The sequence below is a fragment of the Cellulosimicrobium sp. AB352 genome (genome assembly GCF_049538415.1).
GTDB classification, from domain to species: Bacteria; Actinomycetota; Actinomycetes; order Actinomycetales; family Cellulomonadaceae; genus Cellulosimicrobium; species Cellulosimicrobium funkei.
In genome coordinates this window covers 45441-62509 of record NZ_JBMVFX010000008.1, presented here as the reverse complement: position 1 = coordinate 62509, position 17069 = coordinate 45441, and the positions used below count along the sequence as shown (strand labels likewise).

General features: G+C 75.5%; 15 protein-coding genes. 7 read left to right on the top strand and 8 right to left on the bottom strand.

Annotated features, from left to right (window positions below):
• Window positions 1–5 precede the first annotated feature (5 nt).
• Together ACPCUX_RS07780 and tmk are read right to left on the bottom strand one after the other, a co-directional pair.
• Complete coding sequence (locus tag ACPCUX_RS07780; protein WP_061266602.1) at window positions 6–1142, bottom strand: DNA polymerase III subunit delta'; 1137 nt, start codon at window positions 1140–1142, stop codon at window positions 6–8.
• Window positions 1139–1903 (bottom strand): dTMP kinase, encoded by a 765-nt coding sequence (gene tmk / locus ACPCUX_RS07775; RefSeq protein WP_083385458.1) that lies wholly within the window; start codon window positions 1901–1903, stop codon window positions 1139–1141. The genes ACPCUX_RS07780 and tmk overlap by 4 nt, the downstream gene beginning before the upstream one ends.
• A 100-nt stretch (window positions 1904–2003) precedes the next feature.
• On the opposite strand from tmk, the gene ACPCUX_RS07770 reads away from it, so the two are divergent.
• Window positions 2004–2732, top strand: a complete 729-nt coding sequence (locus ACPCUX_RS07770) for an HAD-IA family hydrolase (protein ID WP_415297891.1) — start codon at window positions 2004–2006, stop codon at window positions 2730–2732.
• 86 nt (window positions 2733–2818) lie between these two features.
• Here ACPCUX_RS07770 and ACPCUX_RS07765 read toward each other — a convergent pair whose 3' ends face one another.
• Window positions 2819–3322 carry a MarR family winged helix-turn-helix transcriptional regulator gene (locus tag ACPCUX_RS07765; protein WP_051027593.1) on the bottom strand — a complete coding sequence of 168 codons (504 nt, stop codon included), beginning with the start codon at window positions 3320–3322 and terminating at the stop codon, window positions 2819–2821.
• A 122-nt stretch (window positions 3323–3444) separates the two neighbouring features.
• Between ACPCUX_RS07765 and ACPCUX_RS07760 the strand changes: the two genes are divergently transcribed.
• Window positions 3445–3654, top strand: coding sequence for a hypothetical protein (locus ACPCUX_RS07760; RefSeq protein ID WP_021482922.1), 210 nt, complete (start codon window positions 3445–3447; stop codon window positions 3652–3654).
• A 21-nt stretch (window positions 3655–3675) separates the two neighbouring features.
• On the opposite strand, the gene ACPCUX_RS07755 is transcribed toward ACPCUX_RS07760, so the two are convergent.
• Entirely contained in the window at window positions 3676–4770 is a 1095-nt protein-coding gene (locus tag ACPCUX_RS07755; RefSeq protein WP_423388484.1) for a Gfo/Idh/MocA family protein, read from the bottom strand.
• Window positions 4771–4895: 125 nt separating this feature from the next.
• On the opposite strand from ACPCUX_RS07755, the gene ACPCUX_RS07750 reads away from it, so the two are divergent.
• The gene (locus tag ACPCUX_RS07750) at window positions 4896–5681 is read left to right on the top strand and encodes an ABC transporter ATP-binding protein (protein WP_144681809.1); all 786 of its coding nucleotides are present in this window, start codon (window positions 4896–4898) and stop codon (window positions 5679–5681) included.
• Complete coding sequence (locus ACPCUX_RS07745; RefSeq protein WP_423388483.1) at window positions 5678–8332, top strand: ABC transporter permease; 2655 nt, start codon at window positions 5678–5680, stop codon at window positions 8330–8332. The genes ACPCUX_RS07750 and ACPCUX_RS07745 overlap by 4 nt, the downstream gene beginning before the upstream one ends.
• Before the next feature lie 64 nt (window positions 8333–8396).
• On the opposite strand, the gene ACPCUX_RS07740 is transcribed toward ACPCUX_RS07745, so the two are convergent.
• Both ACPCUX_RS07740 and ACPCUX_RS07735 read right to left on the bottom strand, forming a co-directional pair.
• A complete protein-coding gene (locus tag ACPCUX_RS07740) occupies window positions 8397–9725 on the bottom strand; it encodes an MFS transporter (protein ID WP_085386532.1) in 1329 nt (442 codons plus the stop codon).
• Window position 9726: 1 nt separating this feature from the next.
• The gene (locus tag ACPCUX_RS07735; protein WP_076403422.1) at window positions 9727–10233 is read right to left on the bottom strand and encodes a MarR family winged helix-turn-helix transcriptional regulator; all 507 of its coding nucleotides are present in this window, start codon (window positions 10231–10233) and stop codon (window positions 9727–9729) included.
• Between the two features lie 93 nt (window positions 10234–10326).
• Here ACPCUX_RS07735 and ACPCUX_RS07730 point away from each other — a divergent pair, with 93 nt between their 5' ends.
• From ACPCUX_RS07730 to ACPCUX_RS07720, 3 genes are all read left to right on the top strand, one after another.
• The gene (locus ACPCUX_RS07730; RefSeq protein WP_423388482.1) at window positions 10327–10743 is read left to right on the top strand and encodes a PadR family transcriptional regulator; all 417 of its coding nucleotides are present in this window, start codon (window positions 10327–10329) and stop codon (window positions 10741–10743) included.
• Complete coding sequence (locus ACPCUX_RS07725; RefSeq protein ID WP_423388481.1) at window positions 10740–11477, top strand: hypothetical protein; 738 nt, start codon at window positions 10740–10742, stop codon at window positions 11475–11477. The genes ACPCUX_RS07730 and ACPCUX_RS07725 overlap by 4 nt, the downstream gene beginning before the upstream one ends.
• Window positions 11478–11623: 146 nt before the next feature.
• Window positions 11624–12769: a glycerol dehydrogenase gene (locus ACPCUX_RS07720; protein WP_423388480.1), complete on the top strand. Its 1146-nt coding sequence runs from the start codon at window positions 11624–11626 to the stop codon at window positions 12767–12769.
• Between the two features lie 187 nt (window positions 12770–12956).
• On the opposite strand, the gene topA is transcribed toward ACPCUX_RS07720, so the two are convergent.
• Both topA and ACPCUX_RS07710 read right to left on the bottom strand, forming a co-directional pair.
• On the bottom strand, window positions 12957–15734 hold the full coding sequence (topA, locus tag ACPCUX_RS07715) for a type I DNA topoisomerase (RefSeq protein WP_085386534.1): 2778 nt from the start codon (window positions 15732–15734) through the stop codon (window positions 12957–12959).
• A 155-nt stretch (window positions 15735–15889) separates the two neighbouring features.
• Window positions 15890–17023, bottom strand: a complete 1134-nt coding sequence (locus tag ACPCUX_RS07710) for a phosphatase PAP2 family protein (protein WP_232322623.1) — start codon at window positions 17021–17023, stop codon at window positions 15890–15892.
• Between the last annotated feature and the right edge of the window lie 46 nt (window positions 17024–17069).

Below are 17069 nucleotides of genomic sequence, written 5' to 3'. Positions count from 1 at the left end.
GGCCGTCAGCCCTGGGGGCGCAGCGCGACGACCATCGCCTCCACGGCCAGCAGCGGCGCGACGTTGCCCTCGAGCCGCTCGCGCGCGACGCCGATCGCGTCCATGCGCCGCACCGTCTGCTCGGGCGTCGAGTCCTGCGCGAGCGCGCTCACCGTCTCGGCGAGCTCGGTGTTGACGAGCTCGACCTGCGCCCCGAGCTGGACCACGAGCACGTCGCGGTACAGCGAGAGCAGGTCGACCATCGCGCGGTCGAGCACGTCGCGCTGGTGGCGCGTCGCACGCCGCTTCTGGTCGGCCTCGAGGTCGCGGAGCTGGGAGCGCAGCCGCGGCGGGAGCGTCTCGCCGTCCGCGACGCCGAGCGCACGCAGGAGCTCGGCCTTCTCCGCGGCGTCGCGCTCCTCCGTCGCCGCCTTCGCCTCGGCCTGCGCGAGGTCCACGAGCTCTCCCGCCGCGAGCACGGCGTCGCCCACCCCGCGGACCCGCCGGGCGAGCGACAGCACGGACGTGCGGCGCTCGCGCGCGCCCGCGTCCCGCGCGAGGCGCCGGGCGAGGCCGATGTGGCTCTGGGCCGCGCGCGCCGCGACGAGGGCGACGTGCTCGTCGACGCCGTCGCGCTGCACGAGCAGGCCCGCGACGGCCTCGACCGGCGGCACCCGCAGCACGACCCCGCGGCACCGCGAGCGGATCGTCACGAGCACGTCCTGCGGGCTCGGGGCGCAGAGGATCCACACCGTGTGCGGGGCGGGCTCCTCGATCGCCTTGAGGAGGACGTTCGTGGTGCGCTCCGCCATGCGGTCGGCGTCCTCGACGACGATGACCCGACGCCGACCCTGCGACGGGCTGCGGCTCGCGACCGTCACCAGGTCGCGCACGTCGTCGATCTTGATGGTCACGAGCTCGGTCGCGACGAGCGTCACGTCCGGGTGCGTCCCGGCGAGGGTCGTGCGGCACGCCTGGCAGCGCCCGCAGCCGCCCTGCTCGCACTGGAGCGCGGCCGCGAACGCGCGCGCGGCGTTCGAGCGGCCGGACCCGGGCGGGCCGGTGAGCAGCCACGCGTGGGTCATCGCGGCGGGGTCGGTGGCCGCGGCACGGAGCGTCGCGACGGCCTGCTCCTGCCCGACGACGTCGTCCCAGACGCTCATGCGCGCGCGTCCCCGGCAGGCCGCGCCGGGGCGCCCGGGAGGAGGTCCGTGCCCGGCGCGTAGCCGATCGCGCTGTCCGTGTCGTCGAAGCCGTCGTCGGGCAGCGCGGCGACCGTGTCCTCGGCCTCCTCGACGACGGGCGTGAGCTCGAGCCGCGCGGCGACGTCGACCCGGATCTGCGCCTGGAGGTCGTCGACCGAGCCCGCGGCGTCGAGGACGACCCAGCGGTCCGGGTCCGACGCCGCGCGCGTGAGGAACGCCTCGCGCGTGCGGCGGTGGAACTCCGCCCCCGCGCGCTCGAGGCGGTCGTGCTGGCGGCGGATGCGACCGGCGGCGACCGCCGGGTCGAGGTCGAGCAGGATCGTCACGTCGGGCAGGAGGTCCTGCACGGCCCAGCGGGAGATGAGCTCGACCTCGTCCGCACCGAGCTCGCGCCCGCCCGCCTGGTAGGCGACCGACGAGTCGAGGTAGCGGTCCGTGACGACGATCGCGCCGCGCTCGAGCGCGGGGCGCACGAGGCTCGCGACGTGGTGCGCGCGGTCCGCGGCGTAGATGAGCGCCTCCGTGCGGGGGTCCATGTCCTGCCCGTGGAGCACCGCGGCGCGCAGCTCCTTGCCGAGCTCCGTGCCGCCCGGCTCGCGCGTCAGCACGACCTCGCGCCCTGTGAGCTCGCCGAGCCACTGCCCGAGCAGGCGCGCCTGCGTCGACTTGCCGACGCCGTCGCCGCCCTCGAAAGAGATGAAGTACCCGGGTGCGCTCACGGCGACCACCCTAGTCGCGACGTCGGACACGGGCCGGTCCCCCGGCCGCCGGTCGTGCGGGACGGCCGCAGGCGCCGGACGCGCGGGATAGCCTCGGGCCATGCCCGATCCCGTGACCGCCCCCGCGACGGACCCCGCGCCCGCTCCTCTGCCCACCCCCGGCGTCGCGTTCGCCGGGCGGACGTTCCACGCCGTGCTGTTCGACATGGACGGCACCCTCATCGACTCGGTCCCGGCGGTGGACCGGAACTGGCGTCGCTGGGCCGCGGAGCACGGGCTGCCCGACGCCGAGGACTTCCAGATCCAGCACGGCACCCCCGCGCGCACGCTCATCGCGACGCTCCTGCCGGCCGACCAGGTCGAGCCCGCGTACGACCGCATCCACGAGCTGGAGCTCGAGGACAACGAGGGCGTGACGATCCTGCCGGGGACGCGCGACGCGCTCGCCGCCCTGCCCCCGGAGCGGCAGGCGATCGTCACGTCGTGCACCCGCCCCCTCGCGGCGGCGCGCATGGCCGCGTCGGGCCTCGTCGCGCCGTCGGTGGTCGTCACCGCGGACGACGTCGCCCACGGCAAGCCCGACCCGGACCCGTTCCTCCTCGGCGCGGAGCGCCTGGGCGTGGACCCGGCGCGGTGCCTCGTCGTCGAGGACGCCCCGGCCGGGGTCGCGTCCGCCCGCGCCGCGGGGTGCGCCGTGCTCGTCGTGACGGGCACGCACACGGCCGACGAGCTGGCGTCCGCGTCCCCTGCACCCGACGCGCTGGCGGCGGGTCTGGCGGCGGTGCGCTTCGCCGCAGGCCCGGACGGCATCCGGATCACGGACGCCTGACCACCCCGCCGACCCTGCGGTCGTCTCCCGTCCTCCTCCCTTGACGGGCCAACCCCCCTGCTCGGCGGACTGCAGCGGGCTGATCCTCAGTAGACGGACGCTCGCTGGGCGGCCGCGACGACCTTCGACGCGGCGGCGTGAATCTCCGCCAGCTCGTCGAGGGTGAGGCCCGTGGCGGCGACGATCGCGGGCGGGATGCGCTCCGCGTCACGACGCCGCGCCCGCCCCTCGGGCGTGAGCGTCACGCGGACCTGGCGGCCGTCGTCGGGCGAGCGAGAACGGCGCACGTAGCCGAGGCTCTCGAGCCGCTTGAGGAGCGGCGAGAGCGTCCCCGCGTCGAGGTGCAGCCGCGCCGCGAGGTCGCCGACGGTCGACGTCGTGCCCGCCGCGTCGTCCTGCCACAGCGCGAGCAGCACGAGGTACTGCGGGTGGGTGATGCCCAGGGGCTCGAGCAGCGGCCGGTACAGGGCGACCATGCCGCGCGCGCCCGCCGAGAGCGCGAAGCACACCTGCGCCTCGAGCGCGAGCGGGTCCGCGAACAGCGTCGCCGCGCCCGGTGCGGACGCCCCGCCGTTCTCCTCGCTCGTCATGGCGCCATGCTACCGAGGATCGCGCTATTCTTGGTACGCCAATCATTGGTGCACCAACCATCAGCGGACGAGCACCAGCCACCGGCCCCCGGGCCGGCGACGCGACACCAGCGGAGGACACCGTGGCGCGCAAGAACGACAAGCGCACGCTCGGCATGCGCATCACCGAGGGCTTCCTGCCGATCTTCGGCCCGGCACAGCTGGGGCGACAGGAGGCCGACGGCCGCGGCGTGTCCGACGCCGAGCGCGAGCGCGACCAGGAGCTGCGCACCCGCTTCGAGCGGGTCACCGGCCCCGACGGCCGCAGCTACGTCGTCGAGCACACCGACTGACGCGACGCCCGCCCGCGGGCGTCACTCCCCGGGGTAGACGACCCCGACCTGGCGACGCACCTCGTCGAGCGTGCGCATGACCTCGAGCGTCGAGTCCCACGACATGCGCGGGCTCTGCGTCTCGCCCGCGGCGACGCGGCGCGCGACCTCGGCGGCCTGGTACTGCTTGCCCTCGCCGGAGAAGCCGTCGTAGTACCAGGACGCGCCGTCGTGCCGGACGACCCGGAACGACGTCGGCGCGTAGAACGTGCCCTCGACCTCGATGCGGCCCGCCGTGCCCGAGATCACCGCCGTGTTCGCGGTGCGCGACCACAGCGTGGTCGAGAGCGTCGCCTGCGTGTCGCCGCAGCCGAGCACGATGCTCACCTGCCCGTCCACGCCCGTCTCCGTGAGTGCACCGACGGCCGTCACTGTCGACGGCGCGCCCAGCAGGTCGTGCGCGAACGACACCGGGTAGACGCCCAGGTCGAGCAGCGCGCCGCCCGCCAGCTCCGGCGCGTAGAGCCGGTGCTCGGGGTCGAACGGGAACCACTGGCCGTGGTCCGCGCTGAGGTTCACGACGTCGCCGATCTCGCCGCGCGCGATCACGCCGCGCAGCGCGGCGACGTGCGGCAGGAACCGCGTCCACATGGCCTCCATGACGAACACGCCCGCCTCGCGCGCGGCGTCGAGCACCTCGACCGCCTCGGCCTCGTTGCGCGTGAACGCCTTCTCGACGAGGACGTGCTTGCCCGCGCGGATCGCGAGCAGGGCGTGCTCGTGGTGGTGCGAGTGCGGCGTCGCGACGTACACGACGTCCACCTGCGGGTCCTCGACGAGCTCGTCGTAGCCGTGGTGCGTCGTCGGGACGCCGTGCGCGGTCGCGAAGCGCTCGGCGCGCACGCGGTCGCGCGAGCCCACCGAGGCGACGCGACCCTGGGTGTGCAGGCGCACCGCCTCCGCGAACGACGACGCGATGCCGCCTGCGCCGAGGATGCCCCAGCGGATCGGGGGCGCGCTGCGCGGGTCGGGGACCGTGCCCGTCACCTCGGCGGACAGGTCGGGGAACGGGTGGACGCCGGTGGCGGCCGGGGTCTCGTCGGGGTGCGCGGCGGGCGGCGGGGCGACGGTGCTCATGCGCCCACGCTATCGCCCTGCGCGGGCCTCGCCGCCGCTCGTCCACAGGCCGCGCGTCGGGCGCGCGAGCCACCCTCCCCCGCACGGGTGGTGCGCGCCGCCGCGCGGCACGTCACGATGGGGGCATGACGACCCCCGCGCCCCGGACCGGCACGCCGACCGACGCCGGACCCGAGCCCGAGGCACGGGCGAGCGCGCGCGACCTCGTCAAGGTCTACGGATCCGGCCCGACGGCCGTCCGCGCGCTCGACGGCGTCGACGTCGACTTCGCGCGCGGCCGGCTCACGGCGATCATGGGGCCGTCCGGGTCCGGCAAGTCGACGCTCATGCACTGCCTCGCCGGGCTGGACTCCCCGACCTCCGGCAGCGTGGTGATCGACGGGCAGGAGATCAGCCGGATGTCGCAGCGGCGGCTCACGGCTCTGCGCCGCACGCGCGTCGGGTTCGTCTTCCAGGCGTACAACCTCGTCCCGACGCTCACGGCCGCGGAGAACATCACGCTCCCGCTCGACATCGCGCGCACCCGCGTGGACCGCGACTGGTTCGACGAGGTGACGACCGCCGTCGGGCTCACCGACCGCCTGCACCACCGCCCCTCCGAGCTCTCCGGTGGGCAGCAGCAGCGCGTGGCGTGCGCGCGGGCGCTCGTGTCGCGGCCCTCGATCGTGTTCGCCGACGAGCCGACCGGCAACCTCGACTCGCGCTCCGCGGGCGAGGTCCTCACGTTCCTGCGCCGCTCCGTCGACGAGCTCGACCAGACGGTCGTCATGGTCACGCACGACCCGCGCGCGGCGTCGTACGCGCACCGCGTCGTCTTCCTCGCGGACGGGCGCCTCGCGGGCGAGCTGCACGACCCCACGCAGCAGGACATCCTCGACGCGCTCGCGCTCGCCGCGGACGCCGGCGCATGATCCGCGTCGCGCTGCGGGGCGTGCGCGCGCACGTCGTGCGGTTCGTCCTGTCGGTGCTCGCCGTGACGCTCGGCGTCGCGTTCGTCGTCGGCACGTTCGCGTTCCGCGGCATGCTCTCCTCCACGTTCGACGACATCATCGCGACGACGCTCACGGCCGACGTCTACGTGCGCGGCGCGCAGGAGGTCGAGAGCGACGCGTCCGGGCCCGGTGGCGGCGGCGCCGCCGGCGGGGGCGGGTTCGCGGGCGACCGCACGCTCGTCCCGGCCGACCTCGCGACGGAGGTCGAGGGGGTCGACGGTGTCGAGCGGGCCGTGGCGGACGTGTCCGGCCCCGTCGTGCTCGTCGCGGCCGACGGCACCGCCGTCGTGACCACGGGCCCGCCGAGCACGGCGTTCTCCGTCGACCCGGAGGACCCGAGCCTCACGCTGCTCGACGGCGCGTGGCCCGGCCCGGGCGAGATCGTCCTGGAGCAGAGCGCGGCCGAGACCGCTGACCTCGCCACGGGCGACGAGACCACGGTCGTGCTCGGCGGGGAGCCGCGCCCCGTGACCGTGTCCGGCGTGTTCGGCATCGAGGCCGCCGCCGCGGGTGCGGTCCTCGTCGGGATCGACGGCGACACGGCGCGCGAGGTCTACGCGCCCGACGGGCTGGTGCCCCAGATCGCGGTCTGGGCGGACGCGAGCGGACCGGTGGACGAGGACGCCCTCGCGGACCGCGTCGCGTCGGTCCTCCCGTCCGGCGCGGAGGCCGTCACGGGCGAGCAGGCGCGCGCCGAGGCGAGCGAGGCGGTCGAAGAGGTGCTCGGGTTCGTCGAGACCTTCCTGCTCGTGTTCGCCGCCATCGCGCTGTTCGTCGGCGCGTTCATCATCGCCAACACGTTCGCGATGTCGGTGCGCGAGCGACTGCGCGAGCTCGCGCTCCTGCGCGCGCTCGGCGCGTCGCCGGGCCAGGTGTTCACGTCGGTCCTCGTCCAGGCGCTCGTCGTCGGGCTCGTGGGTGGCGGGTTCGGCGTGCTCGCGGGGGCCGGCCTCGTGCGGGTCATCCGGTGGGGGCTCGCGCTCGCCGGCTTCGAGTTCTCCGGCCGGGTCCCGCTCGGGACCTCGCAGGTCGTGGCCGCCGTCGCGCTCGGGGCCGTCGTCAGCGTCCTCGCGGCCGTGCTGCCCGCGCGGCGGGCCGCCGCGATCCCGCCCGTGCAGGCGATGCGCGACGACGTCGCGCCCGACCGCGGCACCGGCCTGCGGGCGGTGGGCGGGGTGGTCGTCGTCGCGGCGGGCGCCGGTGTGCTGTGGCTCGCCGCATACCTGGGGTCCTCCGTCGTGGACGCGCCGACCGGCTGGGCCTGGGTCGACGACCTGAGCCCCCGCCTGCTCCTCGGCGTCGGGGCCGGGCTCGTGCTCGTGGGCGTGCTCGTCGGGTCGCCGGCCGTCGCGCGCGGCGTGCTCGCGGTGCTCGCGTGGCCGCTCGTCGTCGCGCTGCGCCCGCTCGGCCGCCTCGCGCGCGGCAACGTCACGCGCAACCCCCGCCGCACCGCGAGCACCGCGGGAGCCCTGCTCATCGGCATGGCGCTCGTGTCGGTCACGGGCGTCATCGCCGCGTCGACCCAGGCGTCGGTGCGGAGCATCGTCGAGAACGAGGTGCGGGCCGACCTCGTGGTCGACTCCGCGACGCTCGTCGTGCCCGAGGGCGCGGTCGAGGCCGTGACCGCGACGCCGGGCGCCGCGGTCGTGGACACGGTGCGGCTCGGGTCGGCGCCGGTCGCCACGGTCGGCGGCGGCTCCAGCACGGCCGACGGCACGGACGACGGCGCGCGCGGGACCGACGTCGCGGGCGTGCCCGCCGGGTTCTTCGACACCGCGCTCGAACCCGTGACGCTCGCCGGGGACCCGACGGCGACGCTCGAGGACGGGGACGTCGTCGTGCACCGGCGCACCGCGCGCGAGCGCGGCTGGGAGGTGGGCGACACGCTGCGGCTCGGCGAGGGCGATGCCGCCGTGGAGGCGCGCGTGGGCGCGGTGATCGACAGCCAGCTCGTGGGGACCGGCGTCCTCGTGCGCGACGACGTGTTCGACGCCGTCGTGCCGGCCGCCCAGGCGAGCGTGCGGATCGTCTACGTGTCGGCGGCCGACGGCGCGAGCCCGGCCGACGTCGAGGAGCTGCGCACCGCCCTGACGTCCGCGGTCGAGCCGTTCCTCGTCGTCACGGTGCTCGACCGGGAGCAGACCGCGTCCGCGTTCGCCGACCAGGTGAACCAGGTGCTCGTCATCCTCTACGCCCTGCTCGCGCTGTCGATCGTCATCGCGCTGCTCGGCATCGTCAACACGCTCGCGCTGTCGATCATCGAGCGCACGCGCGAGATCGGGCTGCTGCGCGCCGTCGGGCTGGGACGCCTTCAGCTCGCGGGGGTCATCGCGATCGAGTCGGTGCTCACCGCCGTCTACGGGACGGTGCTCGGCGTCGCGACGGGCATCGGCATCGGCGCCGCCCTCCCGGGCGTGCTCGCCGACGAGGGGCTGAGCACGCTCGCCGTGCCGTGGGGCCAGGTGCTCGCGATCCTCGGTGTCGCCGTCGTCATCGGGCTCGTCGCGAGCGTCTGGCCCGCGATCCGCGCCGCCCGCCTCCCGGTCCTCGACGCGGTGACCGTGGACTGACCGCCTCCCCCTGAGTGCAGGAGCTCGTCGCGTCCGGACGCCCGGTCGCGACGAGCTCCGGCGCTCACGGGACGGGGAGGGGGTCCGGTGCCGGGGTGCGGTAGCGGCGCAGCGGGGCGTTGCCCCACGCGACGAGCCCGACGACGGCGCTCGCCACCAGCCCGCCCGCCACCAGCGCGACGGGCGCGGACGTCAGCGACGCGAGCACTCCCCCGCGGAAGTTCCCGACCTCCGGGCCGGCGACGCCCACCACGTGCTCGACCGAGGACACGCGGCCACGAAACTCGTCGGGCGTCTCGAGCTGCACCAGCGCGCCGCGCGTCACGACCGACACCGTGTCCGCCGCGCCGGCGACCGCCAGGCACGCGAGGGCGAGCCACAGCGGCCCCGCGAGCCCGAAACCGGCGAGCGCGACGCCCCACGTCGCCGCCGCGGCGAGCTGGAGCGCGCCCGAGCGCGTCGCCCGCGTCACGGCCCCCGAGAGCAGGCCCGCGCCGATCCCTCCCACCGCGACCGCCGAGAGGAACAGCCCCAGGGTGCGGGGGTCGCCGTCGAACCGGATCTCGTTGACGAGCGGGAAGAGCGAGATCGGCATGGCGAGCACGGTCGCCGCGACGTCCGTCGCGAAGGCGCCGCGCAGCGTCGGCTTGCGCCACACGATCGACCACCCGCCCGCGGCCGCCCGACGGCGAGGCGCGGGCCCGGGCGTCGGGCCGCCCGCGTCGTCCGGCAGGGCCGGGCGTGCCGCTTCGGCCCCGGCGGCGAGCGCGGTCGCGGCCGGGGTGCCGACGGGGAGCGGGGGCAGGGGCGGGAGGCGCACGAGCCCGAGCAGCGCGACGACGGCGGCCACCGCCTGGAGGCCGTACGCCGCGGGCAGGTCCCAGCGCGCCAGGACCAGGCCGGCGAGCGCAGGCCCGACCAGCATGGCCACCTGGAACGCGAGGTTCTGCAGCGCGAGACCCGCGGCGACCTGGTCGGGCGGCAGCAGCCGGGGCGGCACCGTCCGGCGCGCCGGCGAGCCGAGCGCGTTGCACGCCGCGCCGGCGGCGACGAGCCCGAGCAGGAGCCACACCGACCGGTTCCCCGCGAGCGCCTGCGCGGCGAGACCAGCAGCGGAGAGCACCTGCCCGACCGCGGCGAGGCGCATGAGGGTGCGGCGGTCGTGCACGTCGGCGAGGTGCCCGCCCACCAGGCCGAGCGTGAGGAGCGGGACCGCCGTGGCGAGGCCGATCGTGCCCGTCCACAGCGGGCTGCGGGTGAGCTCCCAGACCTGGAGCAGCACCGCGACGTTCGCGATCTGGAACCCGAGGCCGCCCACGGCGGACCCGGCCCACAGGTCGCGGTACGCGCGGCTCGCGCGCAGCGGCCGCAGGTCGAGGACGTGGTCGCGCACCTCAGCGCTCCCGCGGCGCCGGGTGGCCGGCCGCGTCGAGGCGCTCGACGAGCCGCTCGCGCAGCGACCGACGGGCGAGCACGCGCTCCAGCTCGACGACGACCGCGCTCAGGGCGTGCGGCAGCTCGTCGTCGATCTCGGCGACGGACTCCTCGGTCGCCCGCCACTCCGCCTCGAGGAGCGGGACGAGCTCGCGCGACCGCGCGGTGAGCGCGACGCGGCGCGTGCGGGCGTCCGCGCCTGGCGCGGTCTCGACGAGGCCCTCGCGCCGCATGGCGGTGACCGTCTGGCTCATCGCCGAGTGCGTGCGGCCGAGCGAGGCGGCGAGCTCTCGGATGGTCAGGGGGCCGGTGTGCGCGAGCCGGATGAGCGGGTAGACGAACCGCGGGCGCACCCCCACGATCCCGCGGTCGGCGTAGACGGTCTCGATCTCGTCGTCGAGGCGTCGGAGCACGGCGTGCAGGGAGTCCCACCGGCCGGGGACCGTGGTCGGGTCCGGAGAAGTCATAGCACTGTTATAACAGCACTCATGCGATCGTCGGTTGGCTGTCCGGGAACGACTAGGTTGCCTCCCTAACTAGATAGCCGTACTGTCTAGCCCATGACGTTTGACGAGCGGCTCGACCGCGAGCTCCTGCGCGGCGTGCTGCCGCTGTGCGTGCTCGCGGTCGTCGCAGCCCACGGCCCCACCTACGGCTACGCGATCACGCGGTCGCTCGCCGACGCGGGCCTCGGCACCGTGAAGGGCGGCACGCTCTACCCGCTGCTGCAGCGGCTGGAGGACGACGGCCTCGTCACGACCTCCTGGCACCAGGGCGAGCGCGGGCCGAGCCGTCGGTACTACGCCGTCACGGACCAGGGTCGCGTCGCGCTCGCCGCCGCGACCTCCCGCTGGGACGCCGTGACGACGGCGGCGACCACCCTCGTCGCCGGCGCGTCCGGCGCGCCCTCGCCGGACGGCGCGATCCCGGCCGACGCACCCCCTCCCGATCCCACCCCGACAAGGACCCCCCGATGAGCGACACGACCCGCTACACGATCGAGCGCCGCCACGCGCCGCACGTCGACCCGCGCTGGGCCGAGGCGCTCCTGCTGGAGCTGCGGCTCCAGGGCGTCGCCGGAGCGCGCATCGGCGCGGTGCTCGCCGAGGTGGACGCGCACGTCGTCGACTCCGGCGAGACCGCGCAGGAGGCGTTCGGCGATCCCGTGGCGTACGCGCGCTCGCTCGACCTGCCCGAGGACCCCGCGCAGTCGAGCTCCTCGATCGGGCGGACGGTCGCCGCCTCCGCCGTGCAGACGGTCGGGATGCTCGGCGTGCTCTGGTCGCTGCGACCCGCGCTCGACGGCGGCGCCCTCGTCGTCCCGGCCGGGATGCTGCTCGTGCTCGTCGCCGCGCTCGCGGGCTTCGTCGGGCTGTGGCGCGCCGGCGACCGCGTGCTGCGCGCCGCGCTCGCCCACCCCGTGCTGACCGTCCTCGGGAACATGGTCGTGACGGCTGCCCTCGTGGCCGTCGCGGTCACGCTGCGCGCCCCGGTCACGAGCCTCCCTGCGGTCCCGGTCCTGGTCGCGGCCGCGGTCGCGCTCCTCGTGGGGACCGTCTGGGGCCTGCGCGAGCAGGGCTCGGGCGACCCCGTCGTCGACCCGCTCGACGACGCGCCGCACGCCCGCACCGACAGCACGGGGCGCTGGGGCGCACTGCTCCTGCCCGCCGTGACGGTGGTGCTCGGGACGGTCACGGTGCTCGTCCGCTGAGCCGGGAGGGGACCTAGGTCACGCGACCCGGCGTCCCGGTGGTGGTCCCCGGGGACGCGTGACACGGTGGGGATGGCCGGCGGGCACCGGCCTCGCACGGCTGCGGCGCGCCCGACGGCGACCCACCGACTCCACAGGAGGCCACGATGTCCGAGGTTCCCGTCCGCACGCTCATCAGCCCGCTGCGCTACGTCCAGGCCCGCGGTTCGCTCACGCGGCTCGGCGAGTTCGTCCGACCGATCGGCACGAAGCCGCTGCTCGTCGCCGACGACGTCGTGTGGGGCATCGTCCAGGACACCGTCGCGGTGTCCTTCCAGGAGCAGGACCTCCCCCGCCACCGCACGGGGTTCGGCACCTACGCCACCGCCGCGGAGGTCGACCGGCTCGCGCGCGAGATCGACGAGCTCGGCGCCGACGTGATCGTCGGCATCGGCGGCGGCTCGACCATCGACGCGGTAAAGGCCGCGGGCCACCTGCGCGGCATCCGCTGGGTGTCCGTGCCGACCGTCGCGTCCACCGACGCCCCGTGCTCCGCCCTGTCCGTGATCTACACCGAGGACGGCGCGTTCGAGGAGTACCGGTTCTTCCCGCACAACCCGGACCTCGTGCTCGTCGACACGGGCCTCGTCGCGAACGCGCCCGTGAAGTTCCTCGTCGCCGGCGTCGGCGACGCGCTCGCGACGTGGATCGAGGCGCGCGCCGTCGCCGAGGCGAACGCGTCGACCATGGCCGGCGGCCTCCCCCTCGTCACGGGCACGGCGCTCGCGCAGCTCTCGTGGGACATCCTCTGGGAGAACGCGCTGCCCGCGATCGACGCGGTGAAGGACCACCTCGTGACGCCCGCGGTCGAGAAGGTCGTCGAGGCGAACACGCTGCTGTCCGGGCTGGGCTTCGAGTCCGGCGGCCTCGCCGCGGCGCACGCGATCCACAACGGCCTCACCGCCGCGCCCCAGACGCACGGCCTCACGCACGGCCAGAAGGTGAACATCGGCTCCGTCACGCAGCTCGTCCTGGAGGGTGCACCGACCGAGGAGATCGAGGAGTTCGTGCGCTTCACGACGCGCGTCGGTCTGCCGAACACGCTCACCGAGATCGGCCTGACCGCCGACGACGTGCACGACCTCACGCGCGTCGCGGAGGCCGCCACCGCGGAGGGCGAGACGATCCACGCCATGCCGTTCCCCGTGCGCGTGCCCGAGCTCGTCGACGCCCTGCGCTCGATCGAGGGCTTCTCCCGCCGCGTCCGCGCCGAGGCGGGCCTCCCCGAGCCGGTCAAGCACACCGCGCACTGACCGTTCCCACCGGGCCGGGCCCCGCCGTCGCCGGAGGGGCCCGGCCCGGGACGGGCCGACCAGGCGGTCCCGACCGGCCCACCAGGTGGATCTGGTGCGTCCAGCGGCCCGGACGCACCACGATCACCTGGTCGGCCGACGGCTGACGGCCGACGGCTGATGGCCGACGGGTGAGGGCTGACCGCGGCTACTTCTTCGCGGCCGTCTTCTTGGCGGGGGTCTTCTTCGCGGCTGGCTTGCGGGCCGTGGTGCGCTTCTTCGCCGGGCCCTGCGCGCGCTTCTCCGCGAGGAGCTCGATCGCCTGCTCGGGCGTGATCGACTCGGGCGTGACGTCGCGGGGCAGGGTGCGGTTCGTCTCGCCGTCGGTGACGTACGCGCCGAACCGGCCGTCCTTGACGACGATCGGCTTGCCGCTGTTCGGGTCGTCACCGAGCTCGCGCAGCGGCGGCGTCGCGGCACGCTGGCCGCGCCCGCGCTTGGGCTGCTTGTACAGCTCGAGCGCCTCGTCGAGGGTGACGGTGAACATCGACTCCTCGTCGGGCAGCGACCGGGAGTCGGTGCCCTTCTTGAGGTAGGGGCCGTAGCGGCCGTTCTGCGCCGTGATCTCCTCGCCCGACTCCGGGTCGGTCCCCACGACGCGCGGCAGCGACAGCAGGCGCAGCGCGTCGTCGATCGTGATCGTGTCGAGCGACTGCGTCTTGAGCAGCGATGCCGTGCGCGGCTTGGGCTGCGCGGCCTTCGCCCTCTTCTGCGCGGCGGCCGAGAGGCTCGCGTCGATCGGCGGGAGGTCGAGCACCTCGGTCACGTACGGGCCGTAGCGGCCCGCCTTCGCGATGATCTCGTTGCCGGACACCGGGTCGGTGCCGAGCACCTTGCCGTCGTCGGCGCCCGCGGCGAGCAGCTCGCGCGCCTTGGCGACCGTCAGCTCGTCGGGGGCGACGTCGTCGGGCACGGACGCGCGCGGCGGGTTCTCGCCCTCCTTGACGGGGACGGAGAGGTCCTCCACGTAGGGCCCGTAGCGCCCGACGCGGAGCTGGATGCCCTCGCCGATCGGCACCGAGTTGATGCCGCGCGCGTCGATGTCGCCCAGGTTCGCGACGAGGTCGCGCAGGCCCTCGGCGTCCTCGCCCTTCGCGGCGTCGCCGAAGTAGAACTCGGTGAGCCACGCGACGCGGTCGCGGCGACCGGCGGCGATCTCGTCGAGGTCGGCCTCCATGCGCGCGGTGAAGTCGTAGTCGACGAGCCGGTCGAAGTGCTCCTCGAGCAGCCGCACGACGGCGAACGCGAGCCAGCTCGGCACGAGCGCCTGCCCGCGCGACAGCACGTACCCGCGGTCCTGGATCGTCGAGATCGTCGAGGCGTACGTCGACGGCCGCCCGATCCCGAGCTCCTCGAGCGCCTTGACGAGGCTGGCCTCGGTGTACCGGGGCGGCGCGGACGTGGAGTGACCGTCGGCGGTGAGGTCGTCGGCCCGCAGGGCGTCGCCCTCGCTCATCTGCGGCAGGCGCGCCTCGTCGCCGCCCTTGGCCCCGACGACGGGCGCGTCCTCGGCGTAGCGGTCGACGTCCGAGCTCTCCTCGTACGCGGCGAGGAAGCCGCGGAACGTGATGACGGTGCCCGACGCGGCGAACACCGCGTCGCGGCCCGCGACGTCGCCCGCGGCGGCCGAGAGGGTCGCGCCGAGGCGGACGGACGCCGTCGACCCCTTCGCGTCCGCCATCTGCGACGCGACGGTGCGCTTCCACACGAGCTCGTAGAGCTTGAACTGGTCGTCGCTCAGCTCGCGCTTGACCTGCGCGGGCGTGCGGAACGAGTCGCCCGCGGGGCGGATCGCCTCGTGCGCCTCCTGCGCGCCCTGGTTCTTCGCGGCGTAGACGCGCGGCTTCTCCGGGACGAACTCGGGCCCGTACAGCTCGGCCGCCTGGCGGCGGGCCGCCGTCGTGGCCTCCGCCGACAGCGACGGCGAGTCCGTACGCATGTAGGTGATGTAGCCGTTCTCGTACAGCGACTGCGCGGTGCGCATCGCCTGGCGCGACGACATGCGCAGCTTGCGGCTGGCCTCCTGCTGGAGGGTCGACGTCGTGAACGGCGCCGCGGGACGGCGCGTGTACGGCTTGGTCTCGAGCGAGCGCACGGCGAACGCCGCGTCCGCGAGGCCGGTCACGACGGCGCGCGCCGTCGTCTCGTCGAGGTGCGCGACGCCGTCGCGCGCCGCCGCCGGCTTGAGCTGCCCGCGGTCGTCGAAGTCGCGGCCCGAGGCGACGCGCGCGTCGCCGAGCTGCACGAGCCGGGCGCCGAAGGCCTTGCCCGCGTCCGGTGCCGACGCGTCGGCGTGCTCGAAGGTGCCCGTGACGTCCCAGTACTCGGCGGGGACGAACGCCATGCGCTCGCGCTCGCGCTCGACGACGAGGCGCGTCGCGACCGACTGCACGCGGCCGGCCGAGAGCCCCTGGGCGATCTTGCGCCACAGCACGGGCGAGACCTCGTAGCCGTAGAGGCGGTCGAGGATGCGGCGGGTCTCCTGCGCGTCGACGAGGTGCTCGTCGAGGTCGCGCGTGTTCTGCAGCGCCCGCTGGATGGCCTCGCGCGTGATCTCGTGGAAGACCATGCGCTTGACCGGGACCTTGGGCTTGAGCGCCTCGAGGAGGTGCCACGCGATGGCCTCGCCCTCGCGGTCCTCGTCGGTCGCGAGGTAGAGCTCGTCGGCGTCCTTGAGCGCGCGCTTGAGCTCGGCGACCTTCTTCTTCTTGTCCGCGTAGACCTCGTAGTACGGGTCGAAGCCGTGGTCGACGTCGACCGCGAACTTCCCGTACGGGCCCTTCTTCATGTCCGCGGGCAGCTCGGACGGCTGCGGCAGGTCGCGGATGTGCCCGACGCTCGCCTCGACCTCGTAGTCGTCGCCGAGGTAGCCCTGGATCTTGCGAGCCTTGGCGGGCGACTCGACGATCACGAGCTTGCGTGGCATCCGATCCTGCTTTCGTCCGTGCGTACGTGTCCGTGGCGGGCGCTCCCTGCCCGACGGCGGGGGGCCCCGCCGGGGCCCCGGCGACCCGGACGACCGTCCGGTCGCCCGCCGTGGCAGCCTACGACGTTACTCCCGTCGCGCCAGCCGCACGCACCCTACCCCCGAACGGGACGACGGTCGGGGCGGGCTGTGGACTGACGGACGAGGAGCAGCACCGCGAAGGCCGCGGCCGTCACCGCCAGCACGCCCGCGACGCCGCCCGCGTAGGCCGTCACCTCCTGCGCCGCCGTCGTGCCCCAGGTCGCGGGCGTCGCGCGCAGCGCGAGCGCCGCCGCGACCCCCGCCGCGGCCGCGCCGAGCAGGAGGAGCACCGCCGTCACGGTGGAGCCGGGCGTGGGCCCGGCGCCCGGGTCGAGCGACGACCTCGGCGTGAAGACGCACACGAGGGCGGCCCACGCGAGGACGACGAGGACGGCGGCGACGACGTCGCTCGGGCGGTGCCACTGGCCGACCAGGGTCGAGACCCCGGTGGCCGCGGTGTACGCGCCGCCGAGGACGGCGACGAGCGCCCGGGCGCCGCGCGGCACGACGAGCAGCAGCGCGGCCGCGACCGACCCCGCGACGGTGGTGTGGCCGCTGGGCAGCGAGTTCTCCCAGTGCCAGCCGCCGATGAGCTCCTCGCGGCCAAGGAGGGAGTGCTTGACGAGCTGCGTCGTGACGTTCGCGCCGACGACGAGGAACGCGACCTGCACCGCGAGCCCCCAGCGGCGGCGGAGGAGCGCGATGCCCATCGCGGCGCCCAGGCCGCCGACGACGAACGCGACGGAGACCGTGTCGAGCACCGGCTCGGCGACCGCCCACAGCTCTCCCTGGCCGGTCACGGCGCCGTCGAACGCGGCCCGCTCGAGCATCTGCCCGGCGAACGTGTCGACGAAGAACCGCCACACGAGCCACGCCCCCGCGACCGCGAGCAGCGCGACCACGGCCGCGACGACGCGCGAGCCGGTGCTCGGTCCGTCGGGACCCGGGACGGCGTGCGCGTGCGGCGCCCGGCGCGGCGCCGGGGCCGAGGGACCGCCCGCGGCGGCCTGCGGGACGGGCGGGTACGGGGTCCCGGCGGGGGGCGCTGCGGCGGGGCCTGCGGGAGGCACTGCCGGGGGCGCTGCGGCGGGCGGCGGCGCGGCCGTCGGTCCGGGCGTGGGCGGCATCGGCTGCGTCGCCGGGAGCGGCCGCGTACCCGCCCCGCCGCTGGTCGGCAGCGGCCGGGTCGGGGCGTGGTCGGAAGGCATCCCACCACCGTAGAGGACGCGTGTGCGCATTCGGGGAAGACGACGG

Coding starts and splice junctions, on each gene's coding strand:
- ACPCUX_RS07730 (WP_423388482.1), top strand. CDS start 10,327: ATGACGTTTGACGAGCGGCTCGACCGCGAGCTCCTGCGCGGCGTGCTG.
- topA (WP_085386534.1), bottom strand. CDS start 15,734: ATGCCACGCAAGCTCGTGATCGTCGAGTCGCCCGCCAAGGCTCGCAAG.
- ACPCUX_RS07745 (WP_423388483.1), top strand. CDS start 5,678: ATGATCCGCGTCGCGCTGCGGGGCGTGCGCGCGCACGTCGTGCGGTTC.
- ACPCUX_RS07765 (WP_051027593.1), bottom strand. CDS start 3,322: ATGACGAGCGAGGAGAACGGCGGGGCGTCCGCACCGGGCGCGGCGACG.
- ACPCUX_RS07720 (WP_423388480.1), top strand. CDS start 11,624: ATGTCCGAGGTTCCCGTCCGCACGCTCATCAGCCCGCTGCGCTACGTC.
- ACPCUX_RS07770 (WP_415297891.1), top strand. CDS start 2,004: ATGCCCGATCCCGTGACCGCCCCCGCGACGGACCCCGCGCCCGCTCCT.
- ACPCUX_RS07710 (WP_232322623.1), bottom strand. CDS start 17,023: ATGCCTTCCGACCACGCCCCGACCCGGCCGCTGCCGACCAGCGGCGGG.
- ACPCUX_RS07725 (WP_423388481.1), top strand. CDS start 10,740: ATGAGCGACACGACCCGCTACACGATCGAGCGCCGCCACGCGCCGCAC.
- ACPCUX_RS07750 (WP_144681809.1), top strand. CDS start 4,896: ATGACGACCCCCGCGCCCCGGACCGGCACGCCGACCGACGCCGGACCC.
- ACPCUX_RS07755 (WP_423388484.1), bottom strand. CDS start 4,770: ATGAGCACCGTCGCCCCGCCGCCCGCCGCGCACCCCGACGAGACCCCG.
- ACPCUX_RS07780 (WP_061266602.1), bottom strand. CDS start 1,142: ATGAGCGTCTGGGACGACGTCGTCGGGCAGGAGCAGGCCGTCGCGACG.
- ACPCUX_RS07735 (WP_076403422.1), bottom strand. CDS start 10,233: ATGACTTCTCCGGACCCGACCACGGTCCCCGGCCGGTGGGACTCCCTG.